This window comes from Geodermatophilus bullaregiensis (genome assembly GCF_016907675.1).
GTDB lineage: Bacteria > Actinomycetota > Actinomycetes > Mycobacteriales > Geodermatophilaceae > Geodermatophilus > Geodermatophilus bullaregiensis.
The window spans coordinates 3,781,025-3,798,331 of the sequence record NZ_JAFBCJ010000001.1 but is presented as its reverse complement, the minus strand read 5'-3'; the positions used below and the strand labels follow the sequence as shown (position 1 = coordinate 3,798,331).

Below are 17,307 nucleotides of genomic sequence, written 5' to 3'. Positions count from 1 at the left end.
CAAGCTCAGCAGGCTACCGAGTTCTCCGTAGCAGACGATGACCTGTCGGGCCTCGAAATTAGGGACACGGCGAATGGCACCGGATTGGGGGAAGCATGACGGCTGGCGGGACGCAAGGAGCGGGACCTAATGGACCTGCGAACCAGGGGCATTGGCTTGCTCGGCACCCCTTGATGAACGGATTGGCAAGCGGCGTACTAGGCGCTCTTGCGACTCTAGCGGTAGGCCTCTTCGCCAGTGCGCAGGGGGCAATTACGATCAATGTGAACGGCTCCAGCCCAGCAGTGTCCTCAAGTGCGTCGCCTGACGCGGCTCCAACATCAAGCACACCGGATGCAACCTCGTCAACGACCCCGACCCCGACCCCGGCCCCAGTTCCGATTCCGTCAACGACGACGGCCAATCGCCCTGCGACGCCTCCGATCCGCCATCAAGGTGAGGTGCAGCTGGTCATCAACGGCGACGCCATCGACATCAATGCGCCGAGCACCGAAGAGACCTGGCGGGCAGGACAACTAACCGATTACGATCCGGGGGCGGTCTCGCTGAACACCGGCTACCTGCGGGTCCACAGTGCAAGTCAGCAGTTCCTTGATCCTGGCCAGGCTGGATCTTACGAAATTTGCAGCACCCGGACAGCCTACACGTCGGCCTTCTCGGGGAACGAGCCAAATGAGCTTGATGGACGCGACCTCTGCATCCGCACGGAAGAGGGTCGCTACGCGGTCATTCGCCTAGTGAACCAATCCGATGACCTGATCACCTTCAGCATCACGGTATGGGAGCTGGCGAGCCGTTAGGCCGGTACGTCGTTCCTTGGGTCGGGTCAGTTCGACAGCGTGATGGCCTCGGCGGCGCCTGGTTCGCCTGGTCGGATCGTCCACCGCCGCGCCACGGCGTGTCCGGCAGCTCCCAGGCCACGCCCTCATCCGTGAAGTCGGACGGCTCGAAGGTGTGCTCGTAGTAACAGACTGCATCAACCTCGTCCGTTACCGGCTCGGCGTACGTCTCCAGCACCGGTCGGATGTTCTCCGTCGTGAACATCTTGGGCGGGAAGTGCTCGATAAGCCAGACCGTCTTGGGCCGGATGTTACGAAATTGTAGTCGCGCCGTGAAGGCGTCGAACTCGAGCCAGCCGCTGCTGTAGACGGGTGCCATGTCCTGCGTCTCATAGGTAACCACGAAGCGGCGCCGATCACCACGGGCGGTCGGCGGGACGCGGATGAGTAGCAGCACCGCCTGCGTGTTGGGCTCGAAAGCCTGCTCCAGTTCGGCGCCCTCGGCGACATCCACCTGCACCGCGGTGCCGGCCCAGTAGTAGCTGCGCCGGACGGAGAAGCGCTCGACGCCGTCATGGCGAGCCGCGATGTCCCGCGTCTCCCGGACGATCACCCGGTTGGGCTCGACATAGATCGAGACGTCGAGGCGCTTTTGACTCCAGTCCTTGCGGTAGGCCCAAACGCGGTAGAGCTCGTTCTTGGCCGACGGTGCCTGACCGGGTGCTGCTTCCAGTGGCGGTTCGGGCAGCGGCATCATCGCCGCAACAAGCTTCTTGATTGACGCCCCGACGGCTCGTTCAACTGACTTGTAGCCCCTGATTGTTCGGTGGTTCACCCGGCGATCGGACCACTTCTCAGTTCCGTCATACTCGCTGCGGTTCCAGGCCCAGTCAATGAGCTCTCTGTCGGCCTCCGGCAGGCGATTGAGCCCGCGCTCTATCGCGGCTGCAAGCTTTGCCCGTTGCTGAGCCGGCGGCGCCGCCGTGTCGACGCCCAAGAAGCTGCGCAGCGCCTCAGGGAACGGCTTGAGCCAGCCCTCATCGGGTTTGTGCCAGCCGATACCGGCGCGCAGGTTCGTCAGCGCCTTGCCGAGCAACTGGGCCATCAGCAGACGCTCTGCTTCCTGCCCGGCCATGTGCCGGACGGTAGCGGCCGTCCTGGGCAACCGCGACTGACCTGTTAGCCGGACGGTCGGTGCGCTGTCCCTGAGACAGGGCGCCGCCACGGACCTGTCCGGCGCCCCCGTGCTGTCCCTGCCCCGGCGTCGCGGCGGGCTGGTGGACAGGCGCCAGCCAGCAGTAGGCAGCCGCTGCCGGTCTGACCTCGACCGGCTCCGATGACGGCTGCGCCCGGCAGTCGTCAGAGACAGTAGAGAGCACTCCATGTTGCAAGTCCCAGCGCGCGGCAGCGCCGGCCTGCGTCAGCAGGAACGCGTCATCGAAGGCGAGCTCATCGGCCGGCTGGTCCTGCCGCGTCCGATTAAGAGGGCCACCCAGTACGCCGTCGCGAAGCAGCTCGGCCGTGGCCTGGTCGGTGTAACCCGCGTCCAGACCACCCGGCGGGTCGTCGACGAGGTCCTGTACGCCCTCGAAGACCTGGAGGCTGAGGAGGCGGCAGCAATCGCCCGCGACCCGTTCAACGCCGGGCGCCGCCAGCGCTGGGTGGTCGACGTCTTCACCGCCGTCGGGCTGGACGCCATCCGCACCACCGGCCAGGCGTACGGCTGATGTTCGGCCTCGTCTTCGACATCGTCGGCATCGCGGTCGTGCTCATCGTCACCGGCTACGCCCTGGCGATGCACTACCTGCGCGCTGAACGGGATCGGCTGGCCGAGTTGCACCTCCTGGTGCAGGGCGAGGTGGTCGCCATGCAGCAGATCCAGCGCGTCCACGACGCCTACTTCGCCGCGCGCGACGAGCTCAGGCGCCGGCGGAGCAGCTAGCGATGCAGCGGGGATGGGAACTGCTCGTGCTGCTGATCATCTTCGGCATCCTGCTCCAGGAGGCCGTCGCGTTCATCCGCCCGCTCATCCCCTACGTGGTCGACGTTGTCGTGCTCGGCGGCATCACCGTCACCGTCATCACCGTCTACCGCAACCACCGCTCCTGGTGAGCGGTCAGTAAAGGCTCCTGCCGGAGCTGCACTGGTGGGGCCGTCGTCCATCACCCGGACGGCGGCCCCACGGTGCGGTAATTAACAACATCTCAAATTGCTTCGCTTCGTCGGAGGATGGCAACGACCGCTCGGTATTGTGGAATTGTCATTCACTATTGAACGTCGCAGGCTTGCAACGCATACTGAAATGGACATCGTCGCATGCCTGCGACGAATCGCGCTAATACATGAAAGGGGGTAGAGCTATGCCAAACAAAAGGCGCCTGCGCATTCGTGCGATACGGCGCAAGGAACCGGACCTGCAGAAGCTGAGCCGGGCGCTCATCGAGCTGGCGAGCGCGCGGGCTGAAGCGGAGGCTGAGGCAGCCCACCAGGCGGCTGCCGCTAATGGCACTACCCCCGATGCCGGGCCATCGCCCAAGGAGCAGGCCCGATGAGCGGCGCTACGGCGCCCGAGTGGTTCCGGCCCCGCTTCCCGGTCGTCGTCGAGCCGGCGCAGCTGACGAGCTTGCTCCGTGCCTTCCACGGCCTGGGCAGCGCTCACCAGGACCGGCCGGTGACCTTCCAGGCCGTCGGGCACGCCGGCCGCGTCAATCACTTCCTGCGGCTGCCCTCGGAGCGGATGACCGGCCTGCTGGCCCAGGCCCGTAGCGCGGTGCCCGGCCTGGCTTTCGAGCCGGGTGACGGTCCGGATGTCGGCCAGCCACAGACGGCCTGGCGGTTGTGGTCGTCCTCCTCCCCCCAGCCGCTGCGGACCGACGAGCCGGCGGCCGTCAGCCAGACTGTCCTCACCGCCCTGGCCGTGGCCCGCACCGACGAGATCGTCACCTTGCAGTGGCTGCTCGGCCCGGTGCGGCGGCCTGTTGTCGTACCAAACAGGCACAGCCCGGTCCTCAGCGAGTCCTGGCCGCGGGCCATGGCCAGCGCCCCGTTCAAAGCGCCCGCCGAGCTCGACGCCGAAGCCCGCCGCGCCCTGCGCAGCAAGCAGGGCGAAGCCGGCTGGCGCCTGGTCGGCCGCATCGCCATCCAGGCCACCAGCCGGGAGCGGGGCCTGTCCTTGCTCGGTCAGCTGCTTAGCGCCCTGCGGACCGCCGAAGGGCCCGGCGCCCGCCTCGGCGTCCGCCCGCTCCGGCCGAGCGCGGTCATGGCCGTACGGCAGCCGCTGTTCTGGGGCCTGGCCTGCAACCTGCATGAGCTGACCGCCTTGCTGGCCTGGCCCCTGTCCGACCTGCCCCTGCCGCCCGTCGCCCGCCGGCCGTCCAGGCTGCTGCCAGTGCCGCCGGAGGTGCCAAGGTCCGGGCGCATCGTCGCCGTCGACCCGCTGGCCGAGCGGCCCCTGGCCTTGACGCCCGTCGACAGCGCCCACCATTTGTGGATCTTGGGCCCAACGGGCGTCGGTAAGTCGACGACGCTGCTCAACCTGATTGTCCAGGATATGGCCGCCGGACGGACGGTTGTCGTCCTGGAGCCGAAAGGCGACCTGGTCCAGGACGTGCTGGCTCGGGTGCCGGATCACCGCCAGGACGACATCGTGCTGCTCGATCCGGCCGACGAGGCACCGGTCGGGCTGAACCCGCTGGCCACGACCGCTCCGCCTGACCTGGTCGCCGACCAGCTGCTGAGCGTCTTGGCCCGCCTGAACAGCGAGAGCTGGGGCCCGCGCCTGGCTGAGTTGCTGCACGCCAGCCTGCTGACGCTGGCCCGCACCCCTGGCACCAGTCTGGCCTTGCTGCCACCGCTATTGACCAACGGCAGCTTCCGGCGCCGCATCGTCGGCAAGCTGGACGATCCGCTGGGCGTCTCCCCGATCTGGGCTGCCTTCGAGCGCCTCAGCGATGAAGCCCAGGCTCAGACGGTGGCGGCGGTGCTGAACAAGGTGCGCGCCCTGACCGCCCGGCCGGCCTTGCGCGCGGTCCTCGGCCAGGTGGCGCCGCGCTTCAGCCTGCCGGACCTCTTCTCCAGCCGCCGACCCATCCTGCTGGCCAACCTGGCGAAGGGCGTGCTCGGCCCGGACAGCGCCCGCTTGCTCGGCACCTTGCTGCTGAACCAGCTATGGCAGGCTGCCCTCGGCCGCCAAGCCATCCCGCCGGAGCGGCGGCACCTGGTGTCGGTGGTCGTCGACGAGCTCCAGGACTACGCCGCCCTGCCCGGCGACCTCGGAGACATGCTGGCCCAGGCGCGCGGGCTGGGCCTGATGTTCGCCATCGCCAACCAGCACCTCGACCAGCTGAACCCGGCCCTGCGCAGCGGCGCCCTGGCCAACGCCCGCAGCCGGGTCATCTTCCAGACCGCCGCCGACGACGCCCGGCTGCTGGCCCGCGGCCACCGCGAAGTCCAGCCGGAGGACTTCACCCAGCTGGCGGCCCACGAGGTCTACCTCCGGCTCAGCGTCGGCGCAGCCGTAACACCCTACATGTCGGGGCTGACCAGGCCGGCCCCGGAGCAGGCGAGCGATCCGGAGACGATCCGGCGGTACAGCCAGGAGCACTACGGCGTGCCGCGCCAGGAAACCGACGAGGCCCTGCAAGCCGTCATCGACGGACCCGGCAACGGCAACCGGCCGATCGGCCGCACCCGGAGGCCGGCATGAACCGTCGTCCCAGGTATCCGATCGCCTCTCCGGTCAGGTGCTGGACGCTCGGGCCTTCGCCCTGGTCAGGTGGCCAGTCGCCGTCCCCACGGGACGGGACAGAGGTGTGGCACGGAGGTCCCTCATGACCGTCGCCCCCCGCCTCTCGGCGGCGGGACTGGAGCGCTTGCGGCAGGAGCTGACGGCCCGCGACTGGGCGGTGCTCGGCGATGTCGACCGCTGCCGGCTGCTCAGCGGCCGGCAGCTGCAGCGGCTGCACGTCGGCGAAGGTGAGACGGCTGCCCGGGCCGCCCGGCGTCTGCTCGCCCGGCTGACCCGGCACGGCCTATTGGCTCGCCTGGAGCGCCAGATCGGCGGCTTGCGCGCTGGCAGCAGCGGCTTCGTTTACGGGCTCGGGCCGGCCGGTGTCCGGCTGCTGCATCCGGGCGCACCGCGGCGCCGGCTGCATGAGGTCCGCGACGGCTTCCTGCGGCACACCCTGGCCATCGGCGACCTGTACGTCGAGCTGCGCCAGGCCGAACAGCGCGGCCTGCTCGACCTGCTGACGCTCGAGACAGAGCCGCGCTCCTGGCGACGGATGGCTGACGGCGACTGGCTCAAGCCCGACCTGCACCTGGTCATCGGCATCGGCGAGGAGGCCCTGCACGCCTTCGTCGAGCTTGACCAGGGCACCGAGCACTCCCCCGCGCTGCTCGGCAAGCTACGGCAGTACGAGACCGCCTACCGCGGCGGCGTCGAGGCCACGGCTGAGGCCTTCCCCGGGTGGTCTGGCTGGTGCCGAGCGACCAGCGGGCCCAACAGCTGCGCCGGCTGCTGCGGTCGCCGCGCCTGACGTCCGAGCTGCACGCCGTCGCCCTGCAGTCCGAGGCCTTGCCGGCCTTGACGGAAGGCGAACTGGACAGCCGACCACCTCCGGCGGAGCCCGACGCCGGAGATCACTAAAAGGAAAGGAGGAACCATGAACCACGAACAAGCAGCGGACCAGGCCGCCCGGGAGACGAGCATCGCCTGGGACGCCTTCCAATACTGGACCGGCAGCCAGGACGTCGACCGCTTCCACCAGGCCTACCTTGGCCGCTACCGGGACCGCCAGGCCTTCGGGGAGCAGTTGCTGTCCGAGCTTGGCGCCGACCGTCGGCTGTAGCGGCTGCCCGACTGGCTGCGGGCGTACGTCCGGCTTGACGGGGCTGCAGTCGTCGCTGATTTCGAGCAGGCCGGGCATTACCACATCGTCGATCTGCCGGACAACGGCGGCACATACGTCTTCGACGGCTACAGCTAACACACTTCCAACTAGCACATTGTCGTTGCAGGCCTGCGACGAATGGACGATAATAGAGGCACTAGACAGGAAATCCCTACATGCACCACAAAACACCGCTCGGCACATTACTGAGAAACCGTCGTCAGGAAGCCAGTCTCAGCCTCAGCCAACTGGCTGACCTAACGGGGCTCCACAAGTCCTACCTGGCCCGCATCGAGCTCGGTGAGGTCCGGCAGCCGTCACCGGAGAACCTCCAGCGCATCGCCGCCGCCCTGGAGCTGCCGGAGGCCACGGTCTTTGGCCTGCTCGACGAACGGACGCGCGACCAGCTGCCGCCACTGCCGCTGTACCTGCGGGCCAAGTACGACCTGCCTGACGCCGTCATTGACGAAGTAACAAACTACGTCGCCCGCTACGGCGACTTGCACCAGGGTCCGCATGACGGCGAAGACGAGAAACCTGATATGCACTAACGAAAGGAGGGAGATATGAAGGGAAAGAAAGTAGCAATAAACCACATCCATGACGACATGCCGTTGCCGACGTCGCGGCTGGCACCGCACGGTGAACGCGCCGTCCTGGCGGTGCTGCGGGCCAAGGCGCCGCGCCGGCCGCTCAATCCGGCTGAGGCCGCTCAGGTCGCCGAGTGGCAGGCCACGGCCTTGCTTGAGCTGGCCGGCCTATCCGGCCGCCAACGCCAGCCGCCCTGATCGCCGAACTGCCCCGGGTGCTGCTGCGCACCGACGTCGACCTGCCGGTCTCCGGCTGCACCTCGTGGCAGGCCGGCCGCTGGCTCATTGTGGTCAATGGGTCCGAGCCGCTACGGCGCCAGCGCTTCAGCCTGGCGCACGAGTTCAAGCACGTCATCGACCACCGCTACCACGACGAGCTGTACGTCGACCGCCCCGGCTTGTCGGCCTACAGCCAGGCTGAGCTGGCCGCCGACTACTTCGCCGCCTGCCTGCTCATGCCCAAGCGTTGGGTCTACCGAGCCTGGGGTGAGGGTTGCCAATACCTGCATGGCCGGAGCGGCCTGTGTAACCGCTTCGGGGTCTCACCGCCGGCCATGAGCCGCCGCTTGGCTCACCTCGGCCTGGGGACAGCCGCCGACGGACAACGCGCCGCGGGCGCAGACTCAGCCACCTACGCCCGCCTGAAGCGCCCCTGGATGAGGAGTCCGGCGTGAGCCTGTCCAAGTCGGAGAGCCCGGTCCTGCCCGAATCCGCCTCGGCTACTGCGGTGATCTACCTGCGGGTGAGCACTAAGGAACAGGCCGAGCGCGGCGGCGAGGCGGAGGGCTTCTCCATCCCGGCCCAGCGTCAGGCCTGCTACCGCAAGGCCGAGGCGCTCGGCGCCTCGGTCGTCGAGGAGTTCGTCGACCGCGGCGAGAGCGCCCGCAGCGCCGACCGACCGGAGCTGCAGCGGCTACTGCAGTTCCTCCGGCAGCAGCCCATCACCTACGTCGTGGTGCACAAGGTCGACCCCCTGGCCCGCTCCCGGGCGGACGACGTCATGATCAACCTGGCCATCCAGCAGGCTGGCGCCCGGCTCGTCTCAGTTTCCGAGAACATCGACGAGACGCCGAGCGGCATGCTGCTGCACGGCATCATGAGCTCGATCGCCGAGTTCTACTCCCGGAACCTCGGCGCTGAGGTCTCCAAGGGCCTGGTGCAGAAGGCCGCCGGCGGCGGCACCACCGGCCGGGCGCCCGTCGGCTACCAGAACGTCATCCGCTCCGATCATGGCCGCGAGCTGCGCACTGTCGAGCTTGATCCCGAGCGCGCGCCGCTGATGCGCTGGGCCTTCGAGGCCTACGCCGGCGGCGACTGGACCTTGCGGGGCCTGCTGACGGAACTGACCGCCCGCGGTCTGACCACCCGGCCGAGCAAGGCCCGGACCGCCAAGCCCTTGGTGCTGAGCCACTTCACCCGGCTGCTCAAGCATCCCTACTACAAGGGCGTCGTCCGCTACCGCGGCGTCGAGTACCCCGGCCGCCACGAGCCCTTGGTCTCAGCTGAGCTGTGGCAGGCCGTCCAGGACCGTTTGAGCGCCCAGGGCTACGCCGGCGAGAAGCAGCGTCTCCACCACCACTACCTCAAGGGCAGCGTCTTCTGCGGCCGCTGCGGCTCCCGGCTGCTCGTCGACCACAAGACCAACCGCCACGGCACCCGCTACGAGTACTTCATCTGCGCCGGGCGGCATGAGCGGCGGACGGACTGCCGGCAGCGAGCCCTGCCGATCGACGTCGTCGAGGATCTGGTCGAGCAGGAGTACCAGACCATCCGGCTCGATGCAGCAGCCGCCGCTGAGCTGCAGCGCCTGCTGCGCCAGGAGTTCCGGGCGGCCAACGAGCAGCTGGTGGCCGAGCGGGCCCGCCAGCAGCACCGCCGGGAGCAGCTGCAGGCTGAGCGCGAGAAGCTGCTCCAGGCCTTTTACGCCGGCGCCCTGCCGCTGGACCTGCTGAGAAGCGAGCAGGAGCGCATCAGCCGCGAGCTCGCCATCGCTGCCGCCTACCTCCAGGACGCCGACGAACGGCTGCAGCGGGTGCTCGGCACGCTTGACGACGCCTTGGCCCTGGCCCAGGACTGCTACCGGGCGTACGCCTTGGCTGAGCCGAAGCTGCGCCGGCAGTTCAACCAGGTGTTCTTCGCCAAGCTGCTGGTCTTCGACGACGAGTCCGTCAACCGCGAGCTGGCCGAGCCCTTCCGCCTGCTCCTGGCACCTGAGGTCCAGCGCGACCTGCGCCTGCGGTCGATAACCATTGCTGAGCTGCAGGCTCTGTCCCACGGCTGGCAGACGACCGCACGTCGTCCGTCAGCCTCAAGACAGAACGAACCCCTGACCGCTTCCGCGGTCAGGGGTTCGAGAAACAACTATCTGGTAGAGCTGAGGGGACTCGAACCCCTGACCCCCACACTGCCAGGCCGTCGATCGCGTTCACGGCGGTTCGCCGTCGTTCCGTACGTTGATCGACGTGCTGGTTCGTACAACGGCGAACATCGGCGCACGGACGCGAACGCCGCCAACTGCGACCACAACTGCGACCACGCCAGGCCGAGCCACTCCTGCCGCCGCGGCCCCGAGTGTCTCCGACGACCTCGTGGACGGTTGCGGGGCGACTCGCGCGGACGGACGGAGCAGGGTGGTGGTGTGTCGAGGACACTGCCCCGTGCCGCCGCTGTCGCCGATCGCCGGTGACCGGACTCTCCCGGGAAGTGCTGGCTGAGTTGGTCGCCGAGCTGGGACCGCGCTGGCAGGCGCGTCAGGACGCACGGCTGGCCGATCGGCCACGCCGGCGGGCGGTCGGGGCCGGCGCCCGGTGCCGGCTGGTGTTCGTCGACCGACTGCTGGCCACCCTCGTGCATCTGCGTCACGGCGTCACCCATGACGTCTTGGCCTGCTGGTTCGGGGTGTCCCGCTCGACCCTGGTCGACACGATCGCCCACCTGGGCGCCAGTCGCACCCGGGACCTCCCTAGTCCTGCGCGATCCGGGCAAGCTCGGTCCGGCCGCCGACGCCGAGCTTGGTGAAGACCTTGTGCAGGTGGAACTCCACGGTCTTCCGGGACAGGAACAGGCGGGTGGCGATCTCGGGGTTCGACGAACCGCCCGCGGCCAGCCGCGCGATCTCCAGCTCCTGCGGCGTGAGCCGGTCCCACTCCGTGGCCGCACGGCGGCCGAAGGTCTCCCCCGTGGCGCGGAGCTCCGCGCGCGCCCGTTCCGCCCACGGCAGCGCGCCCGCCCGGTCGAAGGCCTCCGCGGCCGGCCGCAGCGCGAGCCGCGCGTCCACCCGGCGACGCAACCGCCGGAGTGTCTCGCCGTAGGCCAGCCGGGTGCGCGCCTCGTCGAGCGGCCGGGTGGCCGCCTCGTGCGAGTCCAGCGCCTCCTCGAAGCTGGCCAGGTCCCCTCCGGCGAGTTGCGCGGTGCCCCGGTGGGCGAGCGCGATCCCCCAGGGCGTCCCGGCCCGTCGGGCCCAGCCCCCGAACCGCTGCAGCGCGTCGCGCCCGTCCTCGGGACGGCCGGCCCGCGCCGCGGCCTCGACCAGGTCGGGAGTCGCCCAGAGCGCCACTGCCGCATGACTCAGTCCTCGCCCGGCCACCACAGGACCCAGTCTCGCGAGCGCCTGGTCCGGGCGACCGAGACCGAGCTCGAGCAACCCGAGCGCCCAGCCGGCGCCGGCCCGGACGGCGCCCAGTCGACGCGCTTCGGCCTCCTCAACGGCGCCCACGGCGTGCCGTCGGCAGGTCTCCTCGTCTCCCCGCCAGGCGGCGACCAGGGCGAGCACGACGTCGGCCGTGGCCGACTGCTGGCCGAGCTCGCGGGCGAGCCGCACGCCCTCCTGACAGGTTCGCTCGGCATCGCCGAGCAGCCCCGATTGGGCGTAGGAGAAGGCGAGCCGGTTGAGCGTCGTGGCCAGGAGCCCGAGGGTCCCGGTGCGGCGGAGGACCGCCTCCGCTCCCAGGTAGCAGCGCCGGGCGGCCACCTCATCACCGAGGAGCAGCCCCGCCTGCCCGGCCCGCAGCAGCACCAGGGGGTCCTCGGTCCGCCGGGCGGCACTCGTCACCCGGCGCAGCCGGGCGGCGCCGGCCGCCCAGTCCCCGGCCGCGACCTCCGCCGTCCCCAACAGCAGATCCACGACCGGCCCGTCCTCGCCGGCGTCCCCAGGCACCACCTGCTGGACCAGGCGGCCGAGCTCGACGGCCCGTTGGCCGCCGGCGAGCGAGGCCGCCTCGCCGGCGAGCGCGAGTCGGGCCAGGGCGGACGACCGGTCCGGAGCTTCCAGCGCCGCGGTGACGAGGAGCGGATAGGCGGTCTCCGGCGATCCCCCGCTCAACTCGATGAGGCCACGCAGGCCACACAGTCCTGCGCGCTGCTCGGGCGCCCGGAGGAAGGGTTCCGCGTCGTCCAGCAACTGCACTGCGCGCGTCGGGTGACCGGCGTTCCAGCTCGCCTCGGCCGCAGCCACCAGCCGCAGGCCGCGGATGTCGGACCGCCCGGTCAGCGTCGCAGATCGGGAGAGAGCCGCCGCGGCGGCGGCGGGACCGGACCGGGTGCGCGCCCGTTCGGCCGACGCCTCTAGGAGATCGGCGACGGCGTCGTCGGGGCTCACCGCTCCGGCCGCGAGGTGCCAGGCCCGGCGGTCGAGGTCCTCCGCGCCGTCGAGGACGGCCGCCAGGCAGTGGTGCGCCGCCCGGCGGTCAGTGAAGCCGGCGTCCTGGTACACCGCCGACCGCACTAGAGGATGTCGGAACTCCACCCGTTCGCCGACAATCCGGACGAGGCCGCTGGCCTCCGCGGGACCGAACGCGGCCAGCTCGAGGCCCTCCGCCGCGGCCGCTCGGCTGATCACGCCGAGCCGGCCGGTGTCGTCGGCGGCCGCCAGGAGCAGGAGCCGGCGGGTGATCTCCGGCAGCCGCGCCGCCAGCGCCGCGAACACTCGCTCAACGCCGCCGCCGACGGGCAGCGGGTCGGGCAACGGCTCCAGCCCGGTCAGCTGCGCCGCGCTCATCACGCCAGGCACCTCGACGAGCGCCAGCGGGTTCCCGCCGGTGCCGGCGACCAGCCGCCGGCGGACGTCCTCGGTCGCAGTGGGTGCCCGCTCGGCGATCAGGGCGGCCGCGGCCTCCGGGTCGAGGCCATCGAGCACCAGCTCCGGCAGGCCCGCGGCGACGAACGCATCCCGGCCGGTGGCGCGGGTGGCGAGGATCAGTCCGGCACCCTCGGCCTCGAGCCGCCGGGCCGCGAAGACCAGCGCCTCCACCGAGGCCGAGTCCGCCCACTGCGCGTCGTCCACCAGGCAGACCGCCCCGGCGTCCGCCGCGACCTCGCCGAGCAGCGACAGCAGGCCGACGCCGACGAGGAACCGGTCGCCGCCGCGCCCCGGCCCCAGGCCGAGCGCCCCGCGCAGGGCATCGGCCTGCACGGGGGGCAGCGTGTCGAGCCGGTCGGTCACAGGGGTGAGCAGCTGCTGCAGCACCGCGAACGGCAGTTCCAGCTCGGACTCCACGCCGGCCGCCCGCAGGCAACGAGCAGACCCCGCTCGCTCCGCCGCCCACGAGAGCAGCGCGGACTTTCCGACCCCGGGGTCGCCGCGGACCACAAGCACCTGGCTGCGCGATGCCCGCGCATCCGCAAGCACGCCGTCGAGGCGGATGCGCTCCGACCGGCGGCCGAGCAGCACCCGGTCAGGTTAGTCCCGCATGACTGGGGAGGTCATCGATGCGATCGCGGTTCTGCGCCCGCCAACCTGGCCATCGGCACACATCCGACGCCGACGAGGGGAGCCGGCCATGTCGAACCACACCGCCGAGGAGCCCTGGGCCCGACAGCACGACGAGCCGAAGGGGATCGCCATCATCGGAGGCGGGCCGGCCGGGCTGGTGGCGGCCATCGCGCTCGCTCGGCGCGGGATCGCCACCACGGTCTTCGAGCGGGACACGCACCCCGAGATGGCCCCGCGCTTCAACCCGGACCGCTCGTACACCATCGACATCACCGGGCACGGCCTGCAGGCCCTGCGACACATCGACGCCACCGGACACTTCGACGACCGGCTGCTCCCGTTCCGGGGCATCCAGTACGGGGGCCGGGTGGTCGAGGACTGGCCGGGCCCGGGATGGACCGGCGCCCGTGGCGACATCCTGCGGGCGCTCACCGCGGTGATCAGCGATCGCCACAAGGACGCGGTCCACGTGGAGTACGGCTGCCGTGTCAGCGAGGTCGGCGTGCTGACCGGAGCCGTGTCGTACACGCCGCCGGGCGGGGAACCGATGACCCGGCAGTTCGACCTCGTCGTCGGCGCGGACGGCGCCGGCTCCGTTGTCCGCGACGCCATGCAGCGGCGCGTTCCCGGATTCACCGTGGCACGGAAGTCACTGCCCAACTACCTCACGATGATCGCGCTCGACCGGCTCGTCGACCAGCTCGACGAGACCTACCTCCAGGCCCTGGCGACCCGGCCGTTCTGCGTCGCCGGCGCGATCCCCGGCGACGACGAGTCCGACAGGCCGCGCTGGTTCTGCGGGATCGGCACCCGCCGGCCGCTCTCGTTCTCCTCGGCCGCGGCGGCCCGGGCCTACCTGCAGCAGCACTCCCCGCGCGTGCTCGACCTCGCCAGTGACGCAGCGGTCGCGGCCTTTGCCGACCGGACCTGCTACCACATCGGCCAGAAACTCACGTGTTCCCGGCTGGACGGCGGACGAGCCGTGCTGCTGGGTGACGCAGCCGGCCCCTTCCCACCCATCGGCCAGGGTGTCAACGCCGCCATGGAGGCGGCCGTCGCATTGGACAGGTCCATCGGCACTGCCGAACCCAGCGCCACCGGCCTGTCCGGGGCGGCGCAGAGATACAGCGCGGTGTGGAAACCGGAGCTGGACGCGATCTCCTGGATCAGCGAGAAGATGCTCTTCGAGAACCGGTTGCACACCCTGCGGGCCAACCTGACCATGCGCTGGGGCATCAACCCCATCGGCCGCGCCAAGAGCGAGGACATCCCGTGGTCCCGAGTGCAGGCGGACGCACGTCGCTGGGGACCGCTGTGGTGGTGACCGCGCCCGGCGGCTCCGACGGGCGCGCTTCGTGTGGAGCGTCGATGACCCGCGCGCCGACACGACCCCGTGCCGACGAGGGGCAGGGTGTCCGTGCTCCGGTGCCGGCTATGCGAGCCTGGGCGTTCCTTCGGTCGTCGACCGGTGTGTGGTCGATCTGCAGCGCGAGCTGGGTCCGCGAGCTGACACCGAGTCTGGCGAAGACACTGCGCAGATGGGCGTCGTCAGCGGAGGGTGTGGCGGCAAGGGCGGTGTCCACGCGGATCCGGGGCGCGAGAACTCGCCCGATGACTCACCCGCTTCCGCTCATGCGCCAACTGCGGTTCGCGGCTCTGCACAGCGCTTCTGGTGGTCGCTGCCCGATGATCCCGGGCGAGCCGATGCGGGTGCAGCCCAGCCGCGTCAGGCACCCGACCAGCGAAGACGCTCGATCCTGGCGTCCTCGTGAGGCTGGCACAGCGCTCACCAGCCCGATGACCTGCCGCCGGCCGCCGCGGAGGCGACGCGGATGATCCAGCTGGACAGCCGAGAAGTACGGTAGGTCAGCCGCTGACGGGTGGCCGGAGGGTAACTGGAGGTCGCCCTGACCGACGGCCTCGAGATCCCCGGACCACCGGAGGAACGGCTACAGATCCTGGGCCGACATCTCGGCCGACCCACCGAGGACCGCAGCTGCTTCCTGCGCCAACCCCCCAGAAGAACTGTGTTTCGTCCAACACACCCTTGAGTTGTAGTTGTGCCGTCTGACCGTGGCCGCCGACTGCAACCTCACCGGAGTCATCGGCGATCACCATCCGCGTAACGCCTCTGCCACTCCTTCCATTGGCCCCAAGATGGAGGTTGCCATCCTCCTGGAGATGGATGTCGAACCATTGACCACCGTTGTGGAAGTCTTGGTTCGTCGGCATTCCGCTCTCCTGAGGGTGACCTGTTCTCGGCGACGTGCAAGTGGGGAACCCGCCTCCGTCACCGCCGCGTCACGCCCGCGCGGTGTCGCGGGACCTACTTGCCCTCGACGCCCTCGCCGCGGCGCACTGGACCGCCGAACTCACGCGTCCCGAGGATCCGCTTCGAGCACAGCATCAGCCATCTCAAGAACTGGCGGGCCCTGTCCCGACACCTCGGCCGACGCGAACACCTGGACACGATCCTGCCCGCGGTCGCCAGCCTGGTCCCCAGAGCGTCAGCTCCTCGTGGCAGCCAGTTCGGCGGCACGGAGGACATGTCACACGTCGTCCGCGCTTCGTGACCGATCTCGGGGCTGCTCGCGCCGTTCGCCATCAGGTGCAAGCGGTGACTCGCCGAACTGCCTGCTCCCGCGTGCCCGATGCCTGGACTGCGGCCCCATAGGCCTTCCACCATCGCCGCCATGAGGGAGTCGATGGCGCGGGTCGCGATCGACGGCGGCGACCTGGAGACGGTGATCCTCGGCTCTGGCGACCCCGTCACCCTCGTGCCCACCGCGCTGACGGCGGACGAGTTCCTGCCGCTGGCCGAGCGGCTGCGGCGGCGGTTCCGGGTCGTTCACTACCACCGGCGCGGCTATGCCGGCAGCAGCCCGGCCACGCCACCCGGTTCCGTGGCACAGGACGCGGGTGACTGCGCACGACTGCTGGCGGCGCTCGGCCTCCAGAGGGTGCACGTCCTCGGTGCCTCCTACAGCGCCGCGGTGGCCATCCAGATGGCCGTGGACCACCCCGACCTGATCCGCACGCTCACGCTGGTCGAACCGCCACCGGTGCACGGCCCCGGGGATGCCATGTTCCGCGCCGCCAACGCCGACCTCCTGGGTGACCGGCAGGCGCGGGGAGCGGAGGTCGCCGTCGACCGCTTCCTCACGCGCACGATGGGGCCCGATTGGCGCGGCCGGCTCGACGGCGTCATCCCGGGCAGCTCGGCGCAGGTGTTGCGCGACAGCCGGACCTTCCTCGACGTCGACATCCCGGCGCTGCTCGCCTGGCCGTTCGACGCCTCCACTGCCACCCGGGTGCGCTGTCCGGTGCTGCACGTCGCCGGAAGCGACCACGGCCCCTTCTTCGACGGGGTCGGCGACCTGATCCGCGCGTGGCTGCCGCAGGCCGACCAGGTGGTGATCGCAGGCGCCGGGCACGACGTCGCACTGACCCACCCCGATGCGCTGCTCGGGGTACTCGTGCCCTTCCTCGCCCGCCATCGCGTCAGCTGACCATCGCCCCCGAGACTGCGGCGGGACGCGTTCAGCGCGGCGGAAGCGACCGCTACCTCGTGGCCTCCCGTCACCGCCCGGAGAGATCAGCGCCGGCGGCGGGAGTTGAGGCAAACTGCAACCAGAGACGACTCAGGCCGCTCTCCCGAGGGAGAACGGCCTGGTCGACGGGGTGGAGCTGAGGGGACTCGAACCCCTGACCCCCACACTGCCAGGGCGGCTGGGAGGGGTCCGCAGAGGCCCACTGCCGTCCATTCCCGCAGTTCATACGGCATACGGAACGGTGACGGACGGGCTCGAACGACCGCGAACAAGGTGCTTTGGCTACCAAAGTGGCACCGCCGCGAGGCAGCCTGATGCCATCAGGCACCGTGATTGAGTGACGTCAGGCAGCGCGACGCAGAGCTCGAAGCCAGCTTTACTGCACAGGTGCGGCTAGAAGGCTCTGGAGCTGTGTGACTCCTCGGAGCCGGCCGACCATGAGCGGCGGATCCTTACAAACTTGTGACCTGCGCTCTCGCTGTACACCTCCGGTGTACAGCCCTAGACATCGAGATCGCTGGAAGTACCAGGTCAGCGCGTACACCAGGTGAGCACGCCGTTACCTGCATGACTACGGTCAGCCGCCAGCCCTTGCCCCTCTGCCCACTAACGCGCAGCCACCTCGTCGTGCACGCTGTTCGCGGAGGTCAGGGCGGCATTCGTCTAGCTCAGACAGCAGACGACCCGGCGTTCGCAGCGCCGGGTCGTCCTAGCCTCCGCGCCCATCACCAGGGAGAAGCAGTGCGTGCAGAAGCGCACGTACACAGCCTTACACGGAGGTATCCC

16 protein-coding genes are annotated in these 17,307 nt (G+C 70.1%); 14 read left to right on the top strand and 2 right to left on the bottom strand.

Going from position 1 to position 17,307, the window contains the following annotated elements; genetic code table 11:
• Positions 1 to 440: 440 nt before the first annotated feature.
• Complete coding sequence (locus JOD57_RS18155; protein WP_204693303.1) at positions 441 to 800, top strand: hypothetical protein; 360 nt, start codon at positions 441 to 443, stop codon at positions 798 to 800.
• Here JOD57_RS18155 and JOD57_RS18150 read toward each other — a convergent pair.
• Positions 772 to 1,914, bottom strand: a complete 1,143-nt coding sequence (locus tag JOD57_RS18150; protein WP_204693302.1) for a hypothetical protein — start codon at positions 1,912 to 1,914, stop codon at positions 772 to 774. The two genes, JOD57_RS18155 and JOD57_RS18150, sit on opposite strands and share 29 nt — an antisense overlap.
• 247 nt (positions 1,915 to 2,161) lie before the next feature.
• On the opposite strand from JOD57_RS18150, the gene JOD57_RS18145 reads away from it, so the two are divergent.
• The 11 genes from JOD57_RS18145 (at position 2,162) to JOD57_RS25620 (ending at position 10,278) form a co-directional block, all read left to right on the top strand.
• Positions 2,162 to 2,506 (top strand): hypothetical protein, encoded by a 345-nt coding sequence (locus JOD57_RS18145; RefSeq protein ID WP_204693301.1) that lies wholly within the window; start codon positions 2,162 to 2,164, stop codon positions 2,504 to 2,506.
• Entirely contained in the window at positions 2,506 to 2,721 is a 216-nt protein-coding gene (locus JOD57_RS18140) for a hypothetical protein (RefSeq protein WP_204693300.1), read from the top strand. Before JOD57_RS18145 ends, JOD57_RS18140 begins: the two co-directional genes overlap by 1 nt.
• Positions 2,722 to 2,723: 2 nt before the next feature.
• Positions 2,724 to 2,891 carry a hypothetical protein gene (locus tag JOD57_RS18135; protein ID WP_204693299.1) on the top strand — a complete coding sequence of 56 codons (168 nt, stop codon included), beginning with the start codon at positions 2,724 to 2,726 and terminating at the stop codon, positions 2,889 to 2,891.
• Positions 2,892 to 3,327: 436 nt separating this feature from the next.
• Positions 3,328 to 5,484, top strand: coding sequence for a type IV secretory system conjugative DNA transfer family protein (locus JOD57_RS18130; protein ID WP_204693298.1), 2,157 nt, complete (start codon positions 3,328 to 3,330; stop codon positions 5,482 to 5,484).
• 124 nt (positions 5,485 to 5,608) lie between these two features.
• Positions 5,609 to 6,316, top strand: a complete 708-nt coding sequence (locus JOD57_RS18125; protein ID WP_204693297.1) for a replication-relaxation family protein — start codon at positions 5,609 to 5,611, stop codon at positions 6,314 to 6,316.
• A 126-nt stretch (positions 6,317 to 6,442) separates the two neighbouring features.
• The gene (locus tag JOD57_RS18120) at positions 6,443 to 6,628 is read left to right on the top strand and encodes a hypothetical protein (RefSeq protein WP_204693296.1); all 186 of its coding nucleotides are present in this window, start codon (positions 6,443 to 6,445) and stop codon (positions 6,626 to 6,628) included.
• Between the two features lie 218 nt (positions 6,629 to 6,846).
• Positions 6,847 to 7,221, top strand: a complete 375-nt coding sequence (locus tag JOD57_RS18115; protein ID WP_204693295.1) for a helix-turn-helix domain-containing protein — start codon at positions 6,847 to 6,849, stop codon at positions 7,219 to 7,221.
• Between the two features lie 15 nt (positions 7,222 to 7,236).
• The gene (locus tag JOD57_RS18110; RefSeq protein WP_204693294.1) at positions 7,237 to 7,458 is read left to right on the top strand and encodes a hypothetical protein; all 222 of its coding nucleotides are present in this window, start codon (positions 7,237 to 7,239) and stop codon (positions 7,456 to 7,458) included.
• 17 nt (positions 7,459 to 7,475) lie between these two features.
• Positions 7,476 to 7,934: an ImmA/IrrE family metallo-endopeptidase gene (locus JOD57_RS18105; RefSeq protein WP_204693293.1), complete on the top strand. Its 459-nt coding sequence runs from the start codon at positions 7,476 to 7,478 to the stop codon at positions 7,932 to 7,934.
• Positions 7,931 to 9,946 (top strand): recombinase family protein, encoded by a 2,016-nt coding sequence (locus JOD57_RS18100; protein ID WP_204693292.1) that lies wholly within the window; start codon positions 7,931 to 7,933, stop codon positions 9,944 to 9,946. Before JOD57_RS18105 ends, JOD57_RS18100 begins: the two co-directional genes overlap by 4 nt.
• Positions 9,832 to 10,278 carry a helix-turn-helix domain-containing protein gene (locus tag JOD57_RS25620; RefSeq protein WP_307824776.1) on the top strand — a complete coding sequence of 149 codons (447 nt, stop codon included), beginning with the start codon at positions 9,832 to 9,834 and terminating at the stop codon, positions 10,276 to 10,278. The genes JOD57_RS18100 and JOD57_RS25620 overlap by 115 nt, the downstream gene beginning before the upstream one ends.
• Here the strand turns inward: JOD57_RS25620 and JOD57_RS18090 are convergent.
• Complete coding sequence (locus tag JOD57_RS18090) at positions 10,223 to 12,928, bottom strand: ATP-binding protein (protein ID WP_204693291.1); 2,706 nt, start codon at positions 12,926 to 12,928, stop codon at positions 10,223 to 10,225. The genes JOD57_RS25620 and JOD57_RS18090 overlap by 56 nt on opposite strands.
• 19 nt (positions 12,929 to 12,947) lie before the next feature.
• Between JOD57_RS18090 and JOD57_RS18085 the strand changes: the two genes are divergently transcribed.
• A complete protein-coding gene (locus JOD57_RS18085) occupies positions 12,948 to 14,294 on the top strand; it encodes an FAD-dependent oxidoreductase (RefSeq protein ID WP_204693290.1) in 1,347 nt (448 codons plus the stop codon).
• A 1,369-nt stretch (positions 14,295 to 15,663) separates the two neighbouring features.
• Entirely contained in the window at positions 15,664 to 16,479 is an 816-nt protein-coding gene (locus JOD57_RS18080) for an alpha/beta fold hydrolase (protein ID WP_204693289.1), read from the top strand.
• Positions 16,480 to 17,307 lie beyond the last annotated feature (828 nt).